Raw genomic sequence first — 17,530 nt, 5'->3', positions numbered from 1 at the left:
TCGCGCGGGGTGCACGGGGTTTCAGGTGCGGGCGCTCCAACGCGCATGCCTTAATGCAAAACACCGTTGATTAGCGTCACGCAGTAAAGGGCTCGGGTTGACGCCGCGCCTCGAATTTACCTGTAGCGACGCCGTGATTGGAAGCCCGCTAGCAACATGGCTGCGCCGATACTCAGCATGGCCAAACGCATCAACCCGACAAGCACGCTTTCAGCAAACGCTGCGCATCGCTTAGCGAAGGCAGGATGCGATGGCCGAGTGCGCGTACCGCGGCATCGGGTTCGAGCAGGTCCGGAATCTGGATCGGTGTCATGCCGGCCGCCAATGCCGCGCGCACGCCGATGGGCGAATCTTCCAGCACCAGGCAGTGCGTAGGGTCCACGGCCAGCGTGCGTGCTGCCAGCAGGTAGATATCCGGTGCAGGTTTTGGATGGACGACATCGCTGGCGGTGCACACCGCATCGAAGCGCCATAGCAGATCGGCCGCTTCTAGCTTGCGCAGCGCCAGCGGGCGCTGGGTGGAGGTGGCCACCGCACGCGGCATGCGCTGCGCGGCCAGGTACTCCAGCAACGCGATGATGCCGGGCCGGTGCGGAATGCCGCGTTCGACCACAGCGGCATACAGCTGTTGCGCGTGCACCAGCATGGTCTCGGCGGCGGCATCGCCGATGCGTTCGCCCAGCAACAGGCGGCAAGCTACATCGTCGGTGCCCACCATGCGCAACCAGAATGCCGGCTCGATCTGAAGGCCCTGATCGGCGGCGGCCTGCGCCAGGCAGGCGGTGATGGCGCGCTCGCTGTCGAGCATCAAGCCATCCATGTCGAAGATCACCGCCTGCGGGCGGAACGGCAGCGTTGCGATCTGCGTCATGCGACAGCACCGCGGCCGAACAACACCTCAAGATCGCTCGCTTCCAGCGCACGCCATTGCCCGGACGGCAATCCATCCAGCAACAACCCGCCGATGCGGCTGCGATGTAGAGCGACCACGTGATTGCCGGCGGCCGCGAACATGCGCCGTACCTGGTGGTAGCGGCCTTCGTGCAGGGTCAGCCGCGCCTCGCGTAGGCCAAGCACTTCTAGCTCGGCCGGCAAGAGCGGCTTGGTTTCACCTTCCAGCAGCAAGGTGCCACTGGCAAACAGTGCGGCTTCATCGCCACGCAGGTCTTCGGCCAGGGTGATGTCGTACACCTTATCCAGGGCGGATTTGGGCGAAATGATCCGGTGCAACAACGCCCCGTCATCGGTCATCAACAGCATGCCGCTGGTGTCGCGGTCCAGTCGCCCTACCGGCGCCAGCACCGGCGCACGCGAGCGGAAGCGTGGCGGCAGCAATTCGTAGATCAGCCGCCCGGTGTCCTTGGTCGAGCAGGTGTAGCCGCTGGGTTTATGCAGCAACAGGCTGAAGCCTGGGGGCGGATCGAGCGGCTCGCCGTCGATGCGGATGGCGTCGTGCTCCACCTGGTCGTCGGCGTACACCACCTCGCCCTGCGCATCGGTGACCGCGCCCTGCCGAAACAGCTGGGTCACCTGCTTGCGGCTGCCATAGCCCAGATTGGCGATATGTTTGACCAGCTTCATACGCGCGCTCCACGGCCGCGGATGGCCGAGATCAGCTTGAAACCATCGCGCTCTGCAGCCACGCGCACCTGTCCGAAACTTTCGTTGAGCACCTGTTCGTAGGGCAGATGCCGATTGGCCACCAACAACAGTTGCCCGCCTGGGCGCAACGCCTGTGCAGCCACCGCGATGAAGCGCTGCCCGATATCCGGGCGGTCGGCACGCGACGGCGTGTGGAACGGCGGATTGCTGACGATGAAATCGTATTGCGCCACCAGCCCGGCGGTGACATCACGCCAGTGGTAGTGCAGCTGCGCCGGATGCGTAATGTCCTGCAGATTGCGCCGCGCCAGCGTCAGCGCGCGCGCCTCGGCCTCGTACAGATCCAGTGTGGTGACCTTGGGACAACGCGCCAGCACTTCGGCCGACAGATAACCGAAGCCCGCGCCCAGATCGGCACCATGCCCGGCCAGCGTGGTGGGCAGATGCTCGACCAGCAGCGCCGACGCGGGGTCGATGCGATCCCAGGCAAACACGCCGGGACGGCTGACAAAGCGACCGTCCAGGATCTTGCGTGGCGCATCCAGCGCGGCCCAGCGCGCCTGCAGCGCGGCGTCGGTGTCGGCCGGCAGCGGCGCGCTCCAGTAGGTGCGGCAGTGGTGCTTGGTCAGGCTACCGGCCAGGCCGGTGAGCTGGCGCAGATCGGCTTCCCCCGAGCGTGCGCCTTCGTTGTTGGACTGGCAGGCAACCACACGGCCACCGGGGGCAGTCAGTGCCACCGCACGTGCGAACAGCGCACGTGCCTCTTCGCGCTGCCGCGGCGGCAGCACCAGCACCAGTGCATAGCGCGTGCTGTCGGCCTCGATCTCGCTTTCTTCGCGCACGTTCCAACCGTTGCGCTCCAGCGCCTCGGCAAACGGGCGGAAGCTCTGCTCGCAGGTCAGCGTCTCGGCCACCGCCTGCTCGCGCAGTGGGAAGCCGTCGCGTGCGCGCAGGAACAACACCGGTCCTTCCGGCCACGGCAGCACACCTTGGGCGAAGGGCAGGAACAGGGCTTGCAGCGGTGCATCGTGCGGGCTAGCCATTGGTCGTCGGAGCGGAAATGGGCGGCCATTGTAAGGGAGCGGTGGCGGTGTGCCGCCCGCTGCGGTTGCATACTGACTGTCCGCAACAGAAGGGGAGGCTTGCGTGGCATTCAGATGATTCCATTTGACTGATAAGTAACAAAATATGGTGTTGAGCGCGAAGCGATAATGCGATAGCGATCACGCGATTCAATCTCATCCACAGGCTGCCTTCGAATGGCTTACCGACGCTTGGATGGCTTCTTTAATGAGCGCGTTGACAGCGGTAGAGCAAAGGCCCACGCTTGAGCTCGCAGGAAGACCCGCCGATCATCAATAGGAATACTGGATATGAGATATAGGAAATATTTCGGACTGTTTTCCGTAACACTTCTCTTGGCGACATCCGCATATGGTCAGAATTATCGTACGGCGACGGCGCCATCCAGCTCGCTGGTAACAACGCAGAAAAGTTTATATCGCGCCGGATCTAACGAATCGCAATCCATCGTCGCTTGGATCAAGCAGCACTCACCAAAGTATCCGCCGCTGTTACCGGCGAGTAGCCTGAGTGTCTCCCGCAGCATAGTCTCGACCGGATTGATGAGTATTCAGTCCGGGCCGGATGGTCCACCGGTTCCTTTGCCCGCCAGCGGCGTCCCTGGCGAGAAAATTACAATCCGTAACGAATTTCCTGGCGGGGCATTTGAACAATGGGATTACGAATGGGCTGGTCAGTCAGGTGGATCATGGCAACTGACAGGCTATCAATTCAGTGCCCCGACAAGTAAAGGCGACAACGACAGCCCGCGGCAGCCTTTCTAATTTCTTTTCCTCCGCATAATTGTCGGCCAGCTCCTCTCGCTTGTTTGGGAAGAGGAGCTTGGGATATTTGCAGAAGTTCCGGCGAGGCCGAGCATCGCGCCAGAGTCAGCGCTTTCAGTCAACTTTGCGAAGCACTTGGCAATAGACCGTCTTACGGGCCGGCTATTGCAGGGGATCGATGGGGCCACACCGCCCACTGTGTTGCCGCGACTGCACAGGCCATTGATGCGCACGCAACATTCAGCCACCTAGGCTGAGGTCAAGCACACACCGGAGAAAGCATCATGACGCGCGCCTTATTCGTAGGTGGAGTGGTCGATAACAGCGAAATGGACTTGGACGACATGCCCCCGCCCATGCACTACCCCGCCAATACCGGCGCAGGTCGCCCCCGATACCGCCTGCACCAGATAGGCGAGCGCGCCGATGGCAGCGTGGCCTACGCAGTCTATGGCGCGCCAGAATTGGCCGATGAGGAAATCCAGCGCGTTGCCGAAGAAAGGGGATATGCGCGTCGCTTCAGCGCCTCACCGGAGGTGCCTCGCTAAAGGGGCTAGTCCACTTGGCCATGCGGCCCGCTGCCGGCTCAACGCGACTTCGGCGTTACCCGCCAGATCACATTGCCCACGTCGTCAGCGACCAGCAGCGCGCCGCCATTGTCGGACGCCACGCCGACCGGACGGCCCTGCGCATTGCCTTCTGCATCCAGGAATCCGTCCAGCACGGTGATCGGCGTGCCGCTGGGCTTGCCGTTGGCAAACGGGACGAACAGCACCTTGTAACCGCTGGGCGGGTCGCGATTCCACGAGCCGTGCTGGCCAATAAAGGCGCCCTGGCGGAAACGCTCAGGCAGCAAGCTTCCGTTGGCGAACGTGAGACCGAGCGACGCGGTATGCGGCCCCAGCGCGTAATCGGGCTTGATCGCCTTGGCCACCAGCTCGGCATTTTGCGGTTTAACGCGCTCATCCACGTGCTGACCGTAGTAGCTATACGGCCAGCCGTAGAAGCCGCCGTCACGCACCGAGGTCAAGTAATCCGGCACCAGATCGCTGCCGATTTCGTCGCGCTCGTTGACCACCACCCACAGCGATTTGCTCTGTGGCTCCCACGCGGTGCCCACCGGGTTGCGCAAGCCACTGGCGAACACGCGGCTGTTGCCGGTGGCCGGGTCGATCTCCAGAATCGCTGCACGATTCAACTCGGCTTCCATGCCATTTTCGGCAACGTTGCTGTTGGAGCCGACGCCCACGTACAGCTTGCTGCCGTCCGGGCTGGCCAGCAGCGACTTGGTCCAATGGTGATTGATGCCGCCAGGCAGATTGGCCACGAAGGTCGGCTTGGCGGTGATGTGGGTGTCACCAGGCGTGTACGGAAAACTCACCAGCGCATCGGCGTTGGCGACATAGAAACGGTCCCCAATCAAGGCCATGCCGAACGGCGAAAACAGGCCACTGACGAACTGCGTACGCACCTCTGCCAAACCGTCGCCATCGGCATCGCGCAGCAAGGTGATGCGATTGGCGCTGGCCACCGCCGCGCCGGCCTTTTTCATCATCGCGCCCTGCACCTTCTTGCGCAGTTCACCGCCGGTGTCGGCATCTTCAGGCTTGGGCGGCTCGGCAGTTTCGGCCACCAACACATCGCCATTGGGCAACACATAGATCCAACGCGGGTGATCCAGATCGCGCGCAAACGCAGCAACCTGCAGATCATCGGCAGCAATAGGCTTGGCGTTGGCTGCCCAGCGTTTGACCGGCGCTATCTTGACGGTGGGAATCAGACGCTTCACCGGCTCGGGCAATTGCGGATTCGGCCCGGTCCCCTGTTCGATGGCCAACGTGGCGGTATCGCCACAGCCGGCAAGAACGGCGAGCGCCATCAACGACAGCGGCCAGCGAGCGAACTTCAATACGGGTGCATTCATTGCGGCGAAATCCTGAACGGCTGCGGCAGCTGGTCATCATGCCGGCAACGCGACGGTGAGAAGTAAACACACCGTCAACACGCCGCCTTCACGGCATCACTTGCGGATCGGCACCCAGCGGCATCGGGTGCACCGCGACGATCCGGTCCATCCAGATCCATTGCGGCTCTTGCGAGGCATCCAGCTGATCCAGACGCAGTTGTCCGTTGACGCCTTCGTTGTCGTATTCGTCGAGGTAGGTCTGGAGACTTGGGCGCACGGCAACCGTTCCGCTGATCGTGCTGCCGTCGTCGAGTTCAATGCGCACGCGTTCCTGGCCATCAAGCAGAGATACCCAGTGTTCGAGCGTGGCGATCTGGACCTGTTCGGAATACACATGCGGGGCATATTTTGGCATTGCGCTATCTCCATGAGCAAAGCGCATCACGCTAGGCCAGCATGTGTGAAAGAGGCAGAAAACACGTTACTTGCCGTCGACTGCTTTTGCATAACGTTCGCACTGCGCCTGCGTCGACAGGTGTTCCTAGAGCGGCTAACAAGACCTAGCGAGCAGCCCTCAGGTGAGCGGACGGCGCTCAGAACCGCAGTGTACGAGTGGTACATGCCGATTCCGAGCACCGGCCGCGCCCGCCTGGCGGCTGCGCAGTGGTCTTGTTAGCTGCTTCTAATTGCTGCAGACATACTGGTCGGCAGTTGAGACGACAGATCAATCAAAAAAACGGCCATTGCGAACGGCTGGCTGTTTTCATTGCGAAGGTAGCGGCGGCGGTGACGCCTCAGCACACCGGATCCGGATGACCTGCTGCAGGCATCCGACGGTGGCGCCGTACGCCGCTCGCCAATACCCGTCTTACGCGCGGCATAACGCCGTACGCAGTTACTCCACCGCTTCACGCGCCGCGCGCACGGCGGTGACCAGTTGCGCCACGCTATACGGCTTGGCCAGATGCTCCTGAAACCCAGACTCCAACGCGCGCTTACGGTCGTCTTCCCGGGCCAGCGCGGTCACTGCCACGGCCGGCAGCGCGGTGGCGTCCAATCCGAGATTTTCGCGCACGGTGCGGATCAAGCCGTAGCCGTCCATGCCCGGCATGCCGATATCGGTGAGCATCAGGTCGAAGCGGGCGTGGCCACGATGATCGATCAAGGCCAATGCGTCGGTGGCGCTGCCAGCGGTGACCACCTCGGCGCCCTGCTCTTCGAGCAGACGCCGCAGATAATCGAGCATATCCGGTTGGTCTTCGACCGCCAGCAAGCGCAGGCCATTGAGCGCGCGCGCCTCGACAATCTGTTCGGACATCAGGCGCCGCCGCAATTCGCGACGCGGGCGCTTTGCTTGATCGGGAATATGTTCCGGCAGGCGCACGGTAAAGGTCGCGCCCTTGCCGCGGCCGCCGCTGGTCGCACCGACCTGGCCACCGTGCATTTCCACCAGCTGTTGCACGATCGCCAAGCCCAGCCCGAGTCCGCCATGCTGGCGCGTGGTGGTGCCGTCAGCCTGACGGAAGCGGCCGAACAGATGCGGCAGGAATTCAGCTGCAATGCCGTCACCAGAGTCGGAGACCGACACCACCAGATGCCCGTCGTCGCGCTCGATACTGACGTCGATACGGCCATGCGCCGGGGTGAACTTGATCGCGTTGGAAAGCAGATTCCACAACACCTGCTGCAGGCGCGTGGCATCGCCAAGCACCAGGCATGGCGTGGGTGGCACGTGCAGCTCCAGTATCTGGTCCTTGCCTTCGGCGGCCAGCTCCTGGGTGTTCAAGGCTTCGCGCACCTGCTCGACCAGATCCAGCGATTCGACTTCCAGCTGCACCTTGCCCAGCAACATGCTGCTGAGATCGAGCATGTCGGAAATCAGCCGCTTCTGCGCGCGTGCGCTGCTGGCGATCACCGACAGGCCCTTGTAATTGGGTTGCCCTTCTTCCACGCGCTGCAGCAGCAACTCGCTCCAGCCCAGAATGGTGGTCAGCGGAGTGCGCAGTTCGTGCGAGAGCGTGGCCAGAAACTCGTCCTTCAGCCGCGCCATGCTTTCGGCTTCGTTACGTGCGCTGCGCTCGGATTCGAGCAGTTGTTCGCGCGCCAGTTCGATCTCGCGCTGCTCGGTCACGTCCGGGCTGCTGCCGGCCAGGCCGATGAACCGGCCGTCGGCCGAATAACGCGGCGTGGCAGTCATTTCGATCCAGCGCCACTGCCCATCATGGCGGCGCGCGCGTACCAACGCGCGCAGGCCGTGTTGTTCCTGCAGCGATGCCGTCAGCTCAAACTGGAACGTCGGCAGGTCGTCCGGATGCAGCAATTCTCTCCACGCCGACACCGTGCCACTGGAAATATCCAGGCCGAAGAATTCGCCATACGCGCTGTTGACGAAGCGCACGACGCCCTGCGCGTCCAGCACCCACACCGGCATCGGCAGTCCGTCGGCCAGCGCGCTGAAACGCGCCTCGCTCTCGGCCAGCTCGCGTTCGACGCGTTTGCGCTCGGTGATGTCCATGAACAGGATCGCGACCCGCCCCTGCTCCGGTGGCCCGACCCGGAATGCATCCACCGAATACCAGCGCTTGAGCGCTTTGGCCTGCATTTCGAAATGGATGCGGTTGCCGGTGCGGGCCACGTGGCCGTAGCGATCGAACCACTCCTGTTCGTGCTCCGGCAGCAGGTCGCGGATGGAAACGTTCAATGCGTTGGTGGACAGACCGGTGTAGCGCTCGAAGGCGCCATTAGTGGTGCGGATCAGATAATCCACCGCCTGCTCACCGTCGAACACCATATCGATGACGCAGAACCCGGCATCGATGTTGTGGAAGATTTCGTGATACATCGCCGGGTCGAGAAACGGCTCGGCGATGGCGGCCGGCAGTGCGGCAGCCAGCGAAGGGCTGGGAGGGGGAGTGCTCAAATCGGAGACCACGGATGCTGCCGGAGCGGATGACGGGCAGATCAAACCATGCCCGATGTCGTCAGCGGGTGCACGGCACGCTACTTACAGTTCACGCTTTGCTTGCCAATGCCCAGACTCACCATAAGGTGATGGCAGCCAATCCAATGCAGGTTGCCAGCACGACGATCCCGGCGATCACACCGCGCAGCACCCATTCCCCTTCGCGCCGCAGCTGTTCGTCCATCCAGTGCTGCGCTTCCTCGCGCCAGGCGGTGGAGCGTGCGTCATCCGCATCCAGCAGCAACAGGCGGACCCGCGACACGCCCATCTCGGCGCATTCGTCGCGGCAGCGCTGGCTGAAGCCGTCTTCGCCGCTGGCGATCTGCGCGCCCACCGGCAATTGCAATTCAAGTTCATGCCTGGACATAACGGGGGCGTTCCTGATCAAGCTCATGTTCCAGCGCCATGCGCGCCAGCTGGGTGTAGTTAGCACGCGGACCCTGTCCACGGCCGGTAAGCATCCCCTGGTAATCCAGGTCCTGCCAGACCCGGCCGGTCCACTCGACGCAGTCTTCGGCAATGACCAGCATCAGCGAATAGCGATACTCCAGGCCACTGGCAGCGGTGTAGGTGTAGACCGGCGGAAACTGCACCGCCACATCGACCTGCCGCGCCAGCGCAGCCAGATGCTCGCGCAGCGCAGCGCGTGGGTCGGCGCCCGGCTCCAGCTGCAACGCGCGGGTGGCCAGATCCAGGTCGACCTCGCTCTGCAGGGCGACGAAGGCGGCCGCACCGGAGGCAGGGTTATGACCGTGCTGTTTGGCCCAGTCGATGAATTGCAAACGCACGTCCGACGGCATGTATGCCTGCGCCAAAGACGCTGATTTTGTGCGGAAGGAGTGGGTGTCCATGTTGGTGATCTTCCGGGCTGTGCCGTGAAGCGCGGGCGCAGGCGCAGTGAACCCGCCGTCATGGCCTGCAGCGGCGATTAACCGCGCAGCAACGCGGTCACGAGCCCAGGCGTGCAGCGCGTTGCAGGCGCTCAGGAGCACCCCCACACTGCTGATATGCCCGGTACGTCACGTACCTTCCGTTTGGAGGCTTTCAATGAAACTTTCCAATCTTTCCGGCGCCGGCCTGCTGCTGGCTGGCTTGCTCGCGGCGACCGGTGTGCAGGCCGGGGTACGCAACGTCACCGACCCCGCAGCACCCCGCGCGCTGAGCAGCGACGGCAAGGTGGACGTGCGCTGGACCGACCCGGCGCAGTTCTCCGAAGTGCGCTTCAGCGGCAACCGTTGGGAGGCCCAGCGTGGCGACTGGGTGACGCAGCTGGCAACCCATTTTCAGAAGAGCGCAGCGCGCCAGTTGCCCGACGGCCAGCACCTCAGCGTCACCATCACCGACATCCGCCGCGCCGGCCAGTACGAGCCCTGGCACGGGCCACGTATGCAGGACGTGCGTGTGGTGAAGGACATCTACCCGCCGCGCCTGAGCTTCACCTACACGCTCACTGGCGCCGACGGCCGGGTGATCGACCAGGGCGAACGCAAGCTGGTGGATTCGGCCTTTCTGATGAGCGGCCCACGGCTCACCGACAGCGACCCGCTGCGCTTCGAGAAGGCGATGATCGACGACTGGGTGCGCAAGCAGTTCCGCGCTGATCGCAGTACGGCCAGGGTGTGATGGGCTGGTGCTGACGACGCCGGAAAAGCAATTCGGCCTGAATGAAAACGGCGCGTGTCAACGCGCCGTTTTTGTTTGTGGGCGCGCTAAAGCCCCTCTCCCGTCGGGGCGGAAAGGCACTGCTTGCGCGCCACTGGCGCGCGTGCCTTGGAGCGCCCGCGCCGCAAGCGCCGGCCGGGGCGCGGAGCGGCGGTTGGGGTGAGGGTACGAGCCAAGCCCAGGTGTTGTTCCAAGTGCATGTGGCTTCGCACGTACGCTCATCCGCCCCTTCGGGCAGCTTCTCCCCCATGAAGGAGCACAATGTCCCGGTGGGAGAAAAGACACCTCACCGCGTGACTCCCTCGCGCACTGCCGCCTCGCCCACATACACCCGCGGTACCCGCTTGAGTCCGCACAGCAGTTGATATGCGCTGACGTTGCATTGCGCGGCCAGCGGGCTGACCTGCGGGGCATCGCCCCAGAGCTGCACCGGCGTGCCGATGTCCGCGTGCGGGTGGTCGGTGAGGTCCACGGTGAGCATGTCCATCGAGACGCGACCGATCAACGGGCAGACCTTGCCGTCCACCAGCACAGGGGTGCCGTTCGGCGCGAACTGTGGATAGCCGTCGGCATAGCCCATTGCCACCACGCCGACGCGCGTCGGTCGTTCGGCGACAAAGCGGGCGCCGTAGCCCACCGGCTCGCCCACCGGCAGCTCGCGTACCGAAATGATGCGCGAGCGCAGGGTCATCACCGGGCGCAGTTGCGCAGTGTTCTCGGTGTCCTGCCGGAACGGGTTGGCGCCGTACAACATCAACCCCGGGCGCGACCAGTCGTTGCGCAGCGCTGGCCAGCCGAGCAGGCCGGGCGAATTGCGCAGGCTGGTTTCCGCGCGCATGCCGCCGGCAGTCAGCGCAAAGGCCACCGCCTGTTCGTCAGTGCGGCTGCAGTCCAATTCGTCGGCGCGCGCCAGATGGGTCATCAGCACCAGCGAGGCGATCTGCGGCAGCCCGCGCAGGCGCAGCCATGCGGCACGGAAATCTTCCGGCGACAGGCCCAGCCGATGCATGCCGCTGTCCATCTTCAACCACACCCGCAACGGTCGCGGGCTCTGGAACTCGGCCAGCGCGCGCACCTGCTGCGGCGTGGCCGCCACCGTCCACAGGTCGTGTTCGGCGATCAGGCGTAATTCGTCGTGCTCGAAGAAACCCTCCAGCAACAGGATCGGCGCACGGATGCCGGCCTGGCGCAATTCCAGCGCTTCTTCGATGCAGGCCACTGCGAAGCCGTCCGCCTCCGGCTCCAAGGCTTGCGCGCAGCGCACCGCGCCATGCCCGTAGGCATCGGCCTTGACGACGGCCAGCGCCTTGCTGCCACCTAGCTGCTTGGCCAGGCGGTAGTTGTGGCGCAACGCCTCCAGATCGATCAACGCTTGCGCAGGACGCACTACGCGGCCTCCCGCTGCGGGCGGGCGCTGCGTGGCGACAGGTACCGGAACACGTCCAGACCTTCGGTATCGATCTCGGGCGCGCGGCCTTGCATGAGGTCGGCCAGGTAGCGCCCGGAGCCGCAGGCCATGGTCCAGCCCAGCGTGCCGTGGCCGGTGTTGAGGAACAGGTTGGCATACGGGGTGGCGCCGACCACGGGCGTGCCATCCGGGGTGGCCGGGCGCAGGCCGGTCCAGAACTCGGCCTGGGCCAGATCGCCGCCGCCTGGGAACAGGTCGTTGACCACCATTTCCAGGGTGGCGCGACGACGCGGATTCAACGACATGTCGAAGCCAGCCACCTCGGCCATGCCGCCCACGCGAATGCGATCATCGAAACGGGTGAGCGCGATCTTGTAGCTTTCGTCCAGCACGGTGGAGGTCGGCGCGCGCTGCGCATCCACGATCGGGATGGTGAGCGAGTAGCCCTTGAGCGGGTACACCGGAAGATGCAGACCGAGCGAGAGCAGCAGGTCGGCCGAATAGCTGCCCAGCGCCAGCACGTAACGGTCGGCGGTTTCGATGCGGCCATCGATCTGCACGCCAGTGACCTGGCCGCCAGCATGCTCCAGCCGTTCGATCTGCTGCCCGTAGCGGAACGTGACGCCTGCCTGCGCAGCCAGTTCGGCCAGGCGCTGGGTAAACAGCCGGCAATCACCGGTCTGGTCTTCGGGCAGGCGCAGCGCGCCAGCCATCTGCGCGCCCCCGCCGGCCAGGCCGGGTTCGAATTGCGCAATCTGCGCAGGGCTCAGCAGCTCGTACGGCACGCCGTACTGGGCCAGCACTTCGATGTCCTGCGCGGCCGCGTCGAGCTGCTGCTGGGTGCGGAACAACTGCGTGGTGCCAAGCTGGCGGCCTTCGAATGCGATCCCGGTTTCGGCACGCAATGCATTGAGGCAATCGCGGCTGTAGTCGGACATGCGCACCATGCGCGCCTTGTTCACCGCATAGCGCTCGGCAGTGCAGTTGCGCAGCATCTGGCTCAGCCACGCCAGCTGGCGCAGGTCGCGGGTGGGGCGGATCGATAGCGGCGCATGCTGCTCGAACAGCCACTTCACCGCCTTGCCGGGCACGCCGGGCGCGGCCCAGGGAGAGGTATAGCCGAACGACAGCTGGCCGGCGTTGGCGTAACTGGTCTCCAGCGCGGCGGCCGGCTGGCGGTCGACCACGGTGACTTCGCAACCGGCCTGCGCCAGGTACCACGCACTGGTCACGCCAATGACGCCGCTGCCGAGAATGAGCACACGCATGTCGTTCTCCTGAAAAGGGCATTCCCCCACAACCAAGCGCTGAGGGGGACAGTTAGACGCAGTATATTGCGAGCCAGGCAGTGCCATTTCTGGAATCGGCGCGCCTTTGCAGTGAAACTTCCTGTCAAACCTTGCCGAAACAAACCCCATGACCACCCGCGCCCGCGAGTTGGACAAGATCGACCGCAAGATCCTGCGCATCCTGCAGCAGGAAGGGCGGATTTCGTTCACCGAACTGGGCGAGCGAGTGGGCCTGTCCACCACACCCTGCACCGAGCGCGTGCGCCGGCTGGAGCGCGATGGCGCCATCACCGGCTACTACGCGCGGCTGGACCCGCACTATCTCAAAGCCAGCCTGCTGGTCTTCGTGGAAATCAGCCTGGCCTACAAATCCGGCGACATCTTCGAAGAATTCCGCCGCGCCGCGCTGAAGCTGCCCAACGTGTTGGAGTGCCACCTGGTCTCCGGCGATTTCGACTACCTGCTCAAGGCGCGCATCAGCGAGATGGCCTCCTACCGCAAGCTGCTGGGCAGCACTTTGCTGACCATGCCGCATGTGCGCGAATCCAAGAGCTACATCGTGATGGAAGAGGTCAAGGAAACGCTGGCCTTGCCGATTGCCGATTGAGGCGGGGATGGGGGATCGCGGGTACTGGCGACACAGTGCGGGCAGCCCGCTAGCGGCGTCGGCCGGATGCTTGGGAGTCGATGGACAGGAGATCGCAGCGCCGCTATCAGCGCACCACACGCATACCATCGCCCGCCGGCACCGCGTCGTAGTAGCGACCGGTCTTGGTATCCAGCACCCGGTTGGCACCGGCCGGCTGCATGCCCTGCAGCAAGCGGCCGTTGCGATCGTAGATCATCGGCTTGGTGGGAGCCACCTGGCTGCCGGCAGGCGCGACAGGGGTCTGTGCCGGCCCACGTGTAGGAATGGTTGGCGAGCCCGGGCGTTGCCCCAGCTGCGAGGGCACGGGTGCGGCGGAAGGCGCCGGCTGCAGCGTGCGCGGCGGCGCAACGGTGGGCTGCACCGGTGTTGGCGTGGTGATGGGTTGCAAGGTATTGGACGAGCGCGTCGTTGTGGCCGACTGCGCCAGCGCCGTACCGGCCAGTGTCAGCAAAACGCACAGCAGCACGCCGCGCGTTGAAGAATGGTTTGCCATGACAGGCACCGTAAGTGTTCGAGGGTTCTTAGTCGATGGGGGCGCGCACGTGCTGCGGCAATGCGCGCAACCGGCCGGGGGATGAACGCTTTCGCCAGGTCGTTGCGGCGCGAAGAATGTCACTACGCAGCGCAGTGGCGCACGCCAGCGCGTTTTTGCATGCAGCGATAACACCGCCGCAGCACCAGTTGATCGCGCTCACCGGTTGAACCACCGCGACAATGCCCACATCACTGGGACAGGCGCCGGCACCCCGCTGGCGAGCGCATGCGAGAGCCTCATGAGCCAGTTCGATCTGACCCCTCCCTCCCCCGCCCAACGCGATGCCTTGATCGCCGGGCTCAGCGATGAGGAACAGCGCGTGCTGCTGCACCATGGCACCGAGGCGCCGTTCTGCGGGGTGTTTTTGGACAACAAGCTGGACGGTGTCTACACCTGCCGGTTGTGCGGCCTGCCGCTGTTCCGGTCCAGCGCCAAGTTCGAGTCCGGAACCGGGTGGCCGAGCTTCTTTGCGCCCTATGACACTGCCCACGTGCGCGAGATCCGCGATACCAGCTACGGCATGATCCGCACCGAAATCGTCTGTGCACGCTGCGACAGCCATCTGGGCCACGTGTTCCCGGACGGCCCGCCGCCCACCGGCGAGCGCCACTGCCTCAACTCGGTCTCGCTGGGCTTCACCGAAAACGGCCAGGCCTTGCCCAACCCGCTGCACCGCGAAGGCGCGGAGGCGCAGCCGGCCTGATCGCACCGGGTAGTGGCCCCAGGCTACGGCCATGGCGGCGCATGGGAGGCGTTGAACCACGTCTCCATGCGTTCTTGATCGACGCGTAAGGTGGCTTCGAGCACGCGCAGTTGCTTGATTTCCAGAAGTGCGGCCACACTCAGCCCAGGTTTCAGGCCCACCGCAACGCTGTAGGTTGTTCAGTGGCGCCCACGCAGCCCAGCCGGGTCCGGCGCTCCTAGCGTGCATGGGCAGCGCCGAGCCCCAGCCCTCGCTATTCCAACCGTCGCCAACACGGCGGCGACCCGATCCAGGCAGGAGTACGCAGATGCATTCGTCCTCATCCCTGATGCTCGCCGGCCTGCTGGCTGCCGCCCTCGCCGGCTGCAACGCAGGCACCCCGCCGCCGGCAACGGGGGCGGCCAAGCCCGCAGGCGCCCAGCCGGCCATAACCGACCGCCCCGATGTTCGCCCGCCTCTCGCTGGCACCGACGCCAGCGTCACCGGCCCGCTGCCGCGTCCCGGCAAAACGCCCGCTCCAACCGCGCCTGGTACCGGCCCGGCACTTCCCGCGCAGGCGGTGGCCTGGCGCTGCGGTCAGCGCCTGATCACCACACGGTTCGACGCGGCCGCCGATGCCTTAGAGCTGACGCTGGAAGACCGCAGGCTGCTCCTGCTCAGTGCCCAGGCGGCATCCGGGGCGCGTTTTGCCGATGCCCAAGGCAACCAGTTTTGGGAACACGTCGGCGAAGCGACCCTGGCGCTGGCCGGCGGCGAGGCGATCAAATGCGTGCATGAGACCGCCACAACAATCGGCTAAATGTTCAGTTACAGCGCACGTCTTCACGCCGCGCGCTTCAAGAATCGGCCGCGCAAGCCGAAACCATTAGCAACCCCAGTTTGCTTCCGGCTGCGCCATGCTCATCATCGTTGGCTTCATCGTCGTCATCGTCAGCGTCCTCGGCGGCTACGTGCTGTCGCACGGAAAGCTGGGCGCGTTGTGGCAGCCATACGAACTGATGATCATCGGTGGCGCGGCGTTGGGCGCGTTCCTGGTCAGCACGCCGGGCAAGATCGTCAAAGAAACCTTCAGCGGCATCATGGGCGTGTTCAAGGGCCCGCAGTACAAATCCGACGACTACAAAGACACCCTGAGCCTGATCTACGAACTGTTGAACAAGGCCCGCCGCGACGGCTTCATGGCGCTGGAAGACCATGTCGAAAAGCCGCAGGACAGCACTATCTTCGGCAACTACCCCAAGGTGGTGGCCGACCATCACTTGCTGGATTTCATCACCGACTGCCTGCGCCTGATGATCGGCAGCAACATCGAGCCGCATGAACTGGAACCGCTGCTCGAACTGGAACTGGAAAAACACCATCACGAAGCCCTGGCGCCGTCGCATGCGCTGAGCAAGGTTTCCGACGGTCTGCCGGGCTTCGGCATCGTGGCCGCGGTGCTTGGCATCGTGATCACCATGGGCGCCATTGGCGGGCCGATCGAAGAGATCGGCCACCACGTCGGCGCCGCGCTGGTCGGCACCTTCCTCGGCATCCTGCTGGCCTATGGCTTTGTATCGCCGTTGTCAGCGGCCATGGAAGCGCGTGCCGAGCAGGACGGGCGCATCTATGAAGCGGTCAAGACCGCGCTGCTGGCCTGCCTGCGTGGCTACAACCCGAAGATTGCGCTGGAATTCGCGCGCAAGACCCTGCCGTCCAATGTGCGTCCGAGCTTCGGCGATTTCGAAACGCACCTGAAGACGATCAAGTAGGGCCGCGGTCATGGCCGAGGCCAAATCCACCGTCATCATCCGACGGGTCAAGAAGGTGCAGGGCGGCGGCCATCATGGCGGCGCCTGGAAGGTGGCGTTCGCCGACTTTGTGACCGCGATGATGGCCTTCTTCCTGGTGCTGTGGCTGATGGCGGCCACCACCAAGGAACAGCGCGCGGCGATCTCCGAATACTTCCGCAATCCCAGCCCGCTGTCGGGCAAATCGCCGGCGCCCTCGCCCGGCATGAACGGCCCCGGCGGCGCCAGTACCTCGATGATCAAGCTCGGCGGCACCGCCGACATGGCCAAGGGGCAGAAGGACGAAATGGGCCGCAAGCGCGACAACGCCGCGGACACCACCGAAGACAGCCGCAGCAAGGACAAAAAGCGCCTGGAAGCGCTGATGCAGGACCTGAAAGAGGCCATCGACAAGAGCCAGGCGCTGGAGCCGTTCAAGGACCAGTTGCTGCTGGATCTCACGCCGGACGGCCTGCGCATCCAGATCGTGGACAAGCAGAACCGCCCGATGTTCGACATCGGCCGCGACCAGCTCAAGCCGTACACGGTGGCGATCCTGCGCGAGCTGTCCAGCTTCATCAATCAGGTGCCCAACCACATCAGCATCACCGGCCACACCGACACCACCGCTTACAGCAGCGATGCCGGCTATACCAACTGGGAACTCAGTGCCGACCGCGCCAATGCCGCGCGCCGCGCGCTGGTGGGCGGCGGCATGTCCGACGCCAAGGTGACACGCGTGGTGGGGCTGTCGTCGTCGGTGCTGTTCGACAAGATCGACCCGCAGAATCCGATCAACCGCCGCATCAGCATTGTAGTGATGACCCAGGACGCCGAAAACGCGGCCCTGGCCGGCGCGGACCAAGGCGTGGCGCTGGGCAAATCGGTGCACGATGCCGACACCCAGGTGCCGGATCTGAGCGGCGCTGCAGCCACCGGCACGGCCACCGTAGGGACGCCGGTCAAGCAAGCGGCGCCAACAGCGGCCTCGCCTGTGGCTGCCGTCGCGGCTGCTGTTCCTTCTGCGGCTCCGGCATCCACCGGTACCGCCGCGGCACGGCCGGCAGCACCGCGCGTGTCTTCCAGCGCGCAGGTGGCCTCTGCCGCCGCGCTCGCCAAAGCTGCCGAAGCAGCGGTGGAGAAGCAGTAATCCGGCGCGGGCAAGCGTGGAGGTGCAGGCCGCGCTTCGAGATTCGGG

The 17,530-nt window shown here is 64.6% G+C and carries 20 protein-coding genes and 1 other RNA gene; 8 read left to right on the top strand and 13 right to left on the bottom strand.

The genetic code is table 11. The features are described 5' to 3' along the window. Positions 1 to 190: 190 nt before the first annotated feature. Genes NX05_RS16615 through NX05_RS16605 form a run of 3 tightly spaced genes read right to left on the bottom strand, consistent with a single transcriptional unit; the run spans position 191 to position 2,645 of the window. Positions 191 to 871: an HAD family hydrolase gene (locus tag NX05_RS16615; protein WP_039431191.1), complete on the bottom strand. Its 681-nt coding sequence runs from the start codon at positions 869 to 871 to the stop codon at positions 191 to 193. After that, the gene (locus NX05_RS16610) at positions 868 to 1,581 is read right to left on the bottom strand and encodes a pseudouridine synthase (RefSeq protein WP_010372086.1); all 714 of its coding nucleotides are present in this window, start codon (positions 1,579 to 1,581) and stop codon (positions 868 to 870) included. Before NX05_RS16610 ends, NX05_RS16615 begins: the two co-directional genes overlap by 4 nt. After that, a complete protein-coding gene (locus NX05_RS16605) occupies positions 1,578 to 2,645 on the bottom strand; it encodes a class I SAM-dependent methyltransferase (RefSeq protein ID WP_039431194.1) in 1,068 nt (355 codons plus the stop codon). Before NX05_RS16605 ends, NX05_RS16610 begins: the two co-directional genes overlap by 4 nt. Positions 2,646 to 2,975: 330 nt before the next feature. Between NX05_RS16605 and NX05_RS22930 the strand changes: the two genes are divergently transcribed. Together NX05_RS22930 and NX05_RS16600 are read left to right on the top strand one after the other, a co-directional pair. Further along, on the top strand, positions 2,976 to 3,449 hold the full coding sequence (locus tag NX05_RS22930; protein ID WP_080764485.1) for a hypothetical protein: 474 nt from the start codon (positions 2,976 to 2,978) through the stop codon (positions 3,447 to 3,449). A gap of 284 nt (positions 3,450 to 3,733) precedes the next feature. Beyond that, the gene (locus NX05_RS16600) at positions 3,734 to 3,997 is read left to right on the top strand and encodes a hypothetical protein (RefSeq protein WP_010372091.1); all 264 of its coding nucleotides are present in this window, start codon (positions 3,734 to 3,736) and stop codon (positions 3,995 to 3,997) included. Between the two features lie 38 nt (positions 3,998 to 4,035). Here the strand turns inward: NX05_RS16600 and NX05_RS16595 are convergent, their stop codons facing one another. The 6 genes from NX05_RS16595 to NX05_RS16575 all read right to left on the bottom strand — a co-directional run bounded on the left by NX05_RS16595 (position 4,036) and on the right by NX05_RS16575 (position 9,117). Beyond that, positions 4,036 to 5,373, bottom strand: a complete 1,338-nt coding sequence (locus NX05_RS16595) for a PQQ-dependent sugar dehydrogenase (protein WP_039431196.1) — start codon at positions 5,371 to 5,373, stop codon at positions 4,036 to 4,038. Between the two features lie 88 nt (positions 5,374 to 5,461). Beyond that, positions 5,462 to 5,770, bottom strand: a complete 309-nt coding sequence (locus NX05_RS16590; RefSeq protein WP_010372097.1) for a DUF3247 family protein — start codon at positions 5,768 to 5,770, stop codon at positions 5,462 to 5,464. Between the two features lie 133 nt (positions 5,771 to 5,903). After that, a non-coding RNA gene (locus tag NX05_RS22925) (sX9 sRNA) lies at positions 5,904 to 5,976 on the bottom strand. Between the two features lie 274 nt (positions 5,977 to 6,250). Continuing rightward, entirely contained in the window at positions 6,251 to 8,287 is a 2,037-nt protein-coding gene (locus NX05_RS16585; protein ID WP_039431198.1) for a PAS domain-containing hybrid sensor histidine kinase/response regulator, read from the bottom strand. Positions 8,288 to 8,393: 106 nt separating this feature from the next. Further along, positions 8,394 to 8,684, bottom strand: coding sequence for a hypothetical protein (locus NX05_RS16580; RefSeq protein WP_039431202.1), 291 nt, complete (start codon positions 8,682 to 8,684; stop codon positions 8,394 to 8,396). Beyond that, complete coding sequence (locus tag NX05_RS16575; protein WP_039431310.1) at positions 8,671 to 9,117, bottom strand: hypothetical protein; 447 nt, start codon at positions 9,115 to 9,117, stop codon at positions 8,671 to 8,673. The genes NX05_RS16580 and NX05_RS16575 overlap by 14 nt, the downstream gene beginning before the upstream one ends. A 247-nt stretch (positions 9,118 to 9,364) precedes the next feature. On the opposite strand from NX05_RS16575, the gene NX05_RS16570 reads away from it, so the two are divergent. Next, the gene (locus tag NX05_RS16570) at positions 9,365 to 9,940 is read left to right on the top strand and encodes a DUF3016 domain-containing protein (RefSeq protein WP_039431205.1); all 576 of its coding nucleotides are present in this window, start codon (positions 9,365 to 9,367) and stop codon (positions 9,938 to 9,940) included. 325 nt (positions 9,941 to 10,265) lie between these two features. On the opposite strand, the gene alr is transcribed toward NX05_RS16570, so the two are convergent. Together alr and NX05_RS16560 are read right to left on the bottom strand one after the other, a co-directional pair. Next, positions 10,266 to 11,366: an alanine racemase gene (alr, locus tag NX05_RS16565; protein ID WP_010377641.1), complete on the bottom strand. Its 1,101-nt coding sequence runs from the start codon at positions 11,364 to 11,366 to the stop codon at positions 10,266 to 10,268. Further along, positions 11,366 to 12,655, bottom strand: coding sequence for a D-amino acid dehydrogenase (locus tag NX05_RS16560; RefSeq protein ID WP_039431211.1), 1,290 nt, complete (start codon positions 12,653 to 12,655; stop codon positions 11,366 to 11,368). The genes alr and NX05_RS16560 overlap by 1 nt, the downstream gene beginning before the upstream one ends. A 148-nt stretch (positions 12,656 to 12,803) precedes the next feature. On the opposite strand from NX05_RS16560, the gene NX05_RS16555 reads away from it, so the two are divergent. Beyond that, on the top strand, positions 12,804 to 13,283 hold the full coding sequence (locus NX05_RS16555) for an Lrp/AsnC ligand binding domain-containing protein (RefSeq protein ID WP_010372124.1): 480 nt from the start codon (positions 12,804 to 12,806) through the stop codon (positions 13,281 to 13,283). Positions 13,284 to 13,389: 106 nt separating this feature from the next. Here NX05_RS16555 and NX05_RS16550 read toward each other — a convergent pair whose 3' ends face one another. Beyond that, positions 13,390 to 13,818: a superantigen-like protein SSL4 gene (locus NX05_RS16550; protein ID WP_039431214.1), complete on the bottom strand. Its 429-nt coding sequence runs from the start codon at positions 13,816 to 13,818 to the stop codon at positions 13,390 to 13,392. A 280-nt stretch (positions 13,819 to 14,098) separates the two neighbouring features. On the opposite strand from NX05_RS16550, the gene msrB reads away from it, so the two are divergent. Further along, complete coding sequence (msrB, locus tag NX05_RS16545) at positions 14,099 to 14,563, top strand: peptide-methionine (R)-S-oxide reductase MsrB (RefSeq protein ID WP_010372135.1); 465 nt, start codon at positions 14,099 to 14,101, stop codon at positions 14,561 to 14,563. Positions 14,564 to 14,586: 23 nt separating this feature from the next. On the opposite strand, the gene NX05_RS24485 is transcribed toward msrB, so the two are convergent. Next, on the bottom strand, positions 14,587 to 14,724 hold the full coding sequence (locus NX05_RS24485) for a hypothetical protein (RefSeq protein WP_162860754.1): 138 nt from the start codon (positions 14,722 to 14,724) through the stop codon (positions 14,587 to 14,589). Positions 14,725 to 14,870: 146 nt separating this feature from the next. Between NX05_RS24485 and NX05_RS16540 the strand changes: the two genes are divergently transcribed. From NX05_RS16540 to motB, 3 genes are all read left to right on the top strand, one after another. Next, positions 14,871 to 15,362 (top strand): MliC family protein, encoded by a 492-nt coding sequence (locus tag NX05_RS16540; protein WP_039431217.1) that lies wholly within the window; start codon positions 14,871 to 14,873, stop codon positions 15,360 to 15,362. Between the two features lie 97 nt (positions 15,363 to 15,459). After that, on the top strand, positions 15,460 to 16,314 hold the full coding sequence (gene motA / locus NX05_RS16535; RefSeq protein WP_010377633.1) for a flagellar motor stator protein MotA: 855 nt from the start codon (positions 15,460 to 15,462) through the stop codon (positions 16,312 to 16,314). A 10-nt stretch (positions 16,315 to 16,324) separates the two neighbouring features. Continuing rightward, positions 16,325 to 17,482, top strand: a complete 1,158-nt coding sequence (gene motB, locus NX05_RS16530) for a flagellar motor protein MotB (protein WP_010372148.1) — start codon at positions 16,325 to 16,327, stop codon at positions 17,480 to 17,482. Positions 17,483 to 17,530: the final 48 nt, after the last annotated feature.

It is taken from the genome of Xanthomonas vasicola (genome assembly GCF_000772705.2).
GTDB classification, from domain to species: domain Bacteria; phylum Pseudomonadota; class Gammaproteobacteria; order Xanthomonadales; family Xanthomonadaceae; genus Xanthomonas; species Xanthomonas vasicola.
The sequence above is the reverse complement of the archived record's forward strand: the minus strand, read 5'-3'. Positions and strand labels throughout refer to the sequence as shown.

Bases quoted from the DNA above. Each gene is read 5' to 3' on its own strand.
- msrB (WP_010372135.1), top strand. From the start codon at position 14,099: ATGAGCCAGTTCGATCTGACCCCTCCCTCCCCCGCCCAACGCGATGCC.
- NX05_RS16615 (WP_039431191.1), bottom strand. From the start codon at position 871: ATGACGCAGATCGCAACGCTGCCGTTCCGCCCGCAGGCGGTGATCTTC.
- motA (WP_010377633.1), top strand. From the start codon at position 15,460: ATGCTCATCATCGTTGGCTTCATCGTCGTCATCGTCAGCGTCCTCGGC.
- NX05_RS16605 (WP_039431194.1), bottom strand. From the start codon at position 2,645: ATGGCTAGCCCGCACGATGCACCGCTGCAAGCCCTGTTCCTGCCCTTC.
- NX05_RS16580 (WP_039431202.1), bottom strand. From the start codon at position 8,684: ATGTCCAGGCATGAACTTGAATTGCAATTGCCGGTGGGCGCGCAGATC.
- NX05_RS16600 (WP_010372091.1), top strand. From the start codon at position 3,734: ATGACGCGCGCCTTATTCGTAGGTGGAGTGGTCGATAACAGCGAAATG.
- NX05_RS16570 (WP_039431205.1), top strand. From the start codon at position 9,365: ATGAAACTTTCCAATCTTTCCGGCGCCGGCCTGCTGCTGGCTGGCTTG.
- NX05_RS16555 (WP_010372124.1), top strand. From the start codon at position 12,804: ATGACCACCCGCGCCCGCGAGTTGGACAAGATCGACCGCAAGATCCTG.
- NX05_RS16560 (WP_039431211.1), bottom strand. From the start codon at position 12,655: ATGCGTGTGCTCATTCTCGGCAGCGGCGTCATTGGCGTGACCAGTGCG.
- NX05_RS16540 (WP_039431217.1), top strand. From the start codon at position 14,871: ATGCATTCGTCCTCATCCCTGATGCTCGCCGGCCTGCTGGCTGCCGCC.
- NX05_RS16595 (WP_039431196.1), bottom strand. From the start codon at position 5,373: ATGAATGCACCCGTATTGAAGTTCGCTCGCTGGCCGCTGTCGTTGATG.
- NX05_RS16610 (WP_010372086.1), bottom strand. From the start codon at position 1,581: ATGAAGCTGGTCAAACATATCGCCAATCTGGGCTATGGCAGCCGCAAG.
- NX05_RS16575 (WP_039431310.1), bottom strand. From the start codon at position 9,117: ATGCCGTCGGACGTGCGTTTGCAATTCATCGACTGGGCCAAACAGCAC.
- motB (WP_010372148.1), top strand. From the start codon at position 16,325: ATGGCCGAGGCCAAATCCACCGTCATCATCCGACGGGTCAAGAAGGTG.
- NX05_RS22930 (WP_080764485.1), top strand. From the start codon at position 2,976: ATGAGATATAGGAAATATTTCGGACTGTTTTCCGTAACACTTCTCTTG.
- NX05_RS16550 (WP_039431214.1), bottom strand. From the start codon at position 13,818: ATGGCAAACCATTCTTCAACGCGCGGCGTGCTGCTGTGCGTTTTGCTG.
- NX05_RS16590 (WP_010372097.1), bottom strand. From the start codon at position 5,770: ATGCCAAAATATGCCCCGCATGTGTATTCCGAACAGGTCCAGATCGCC.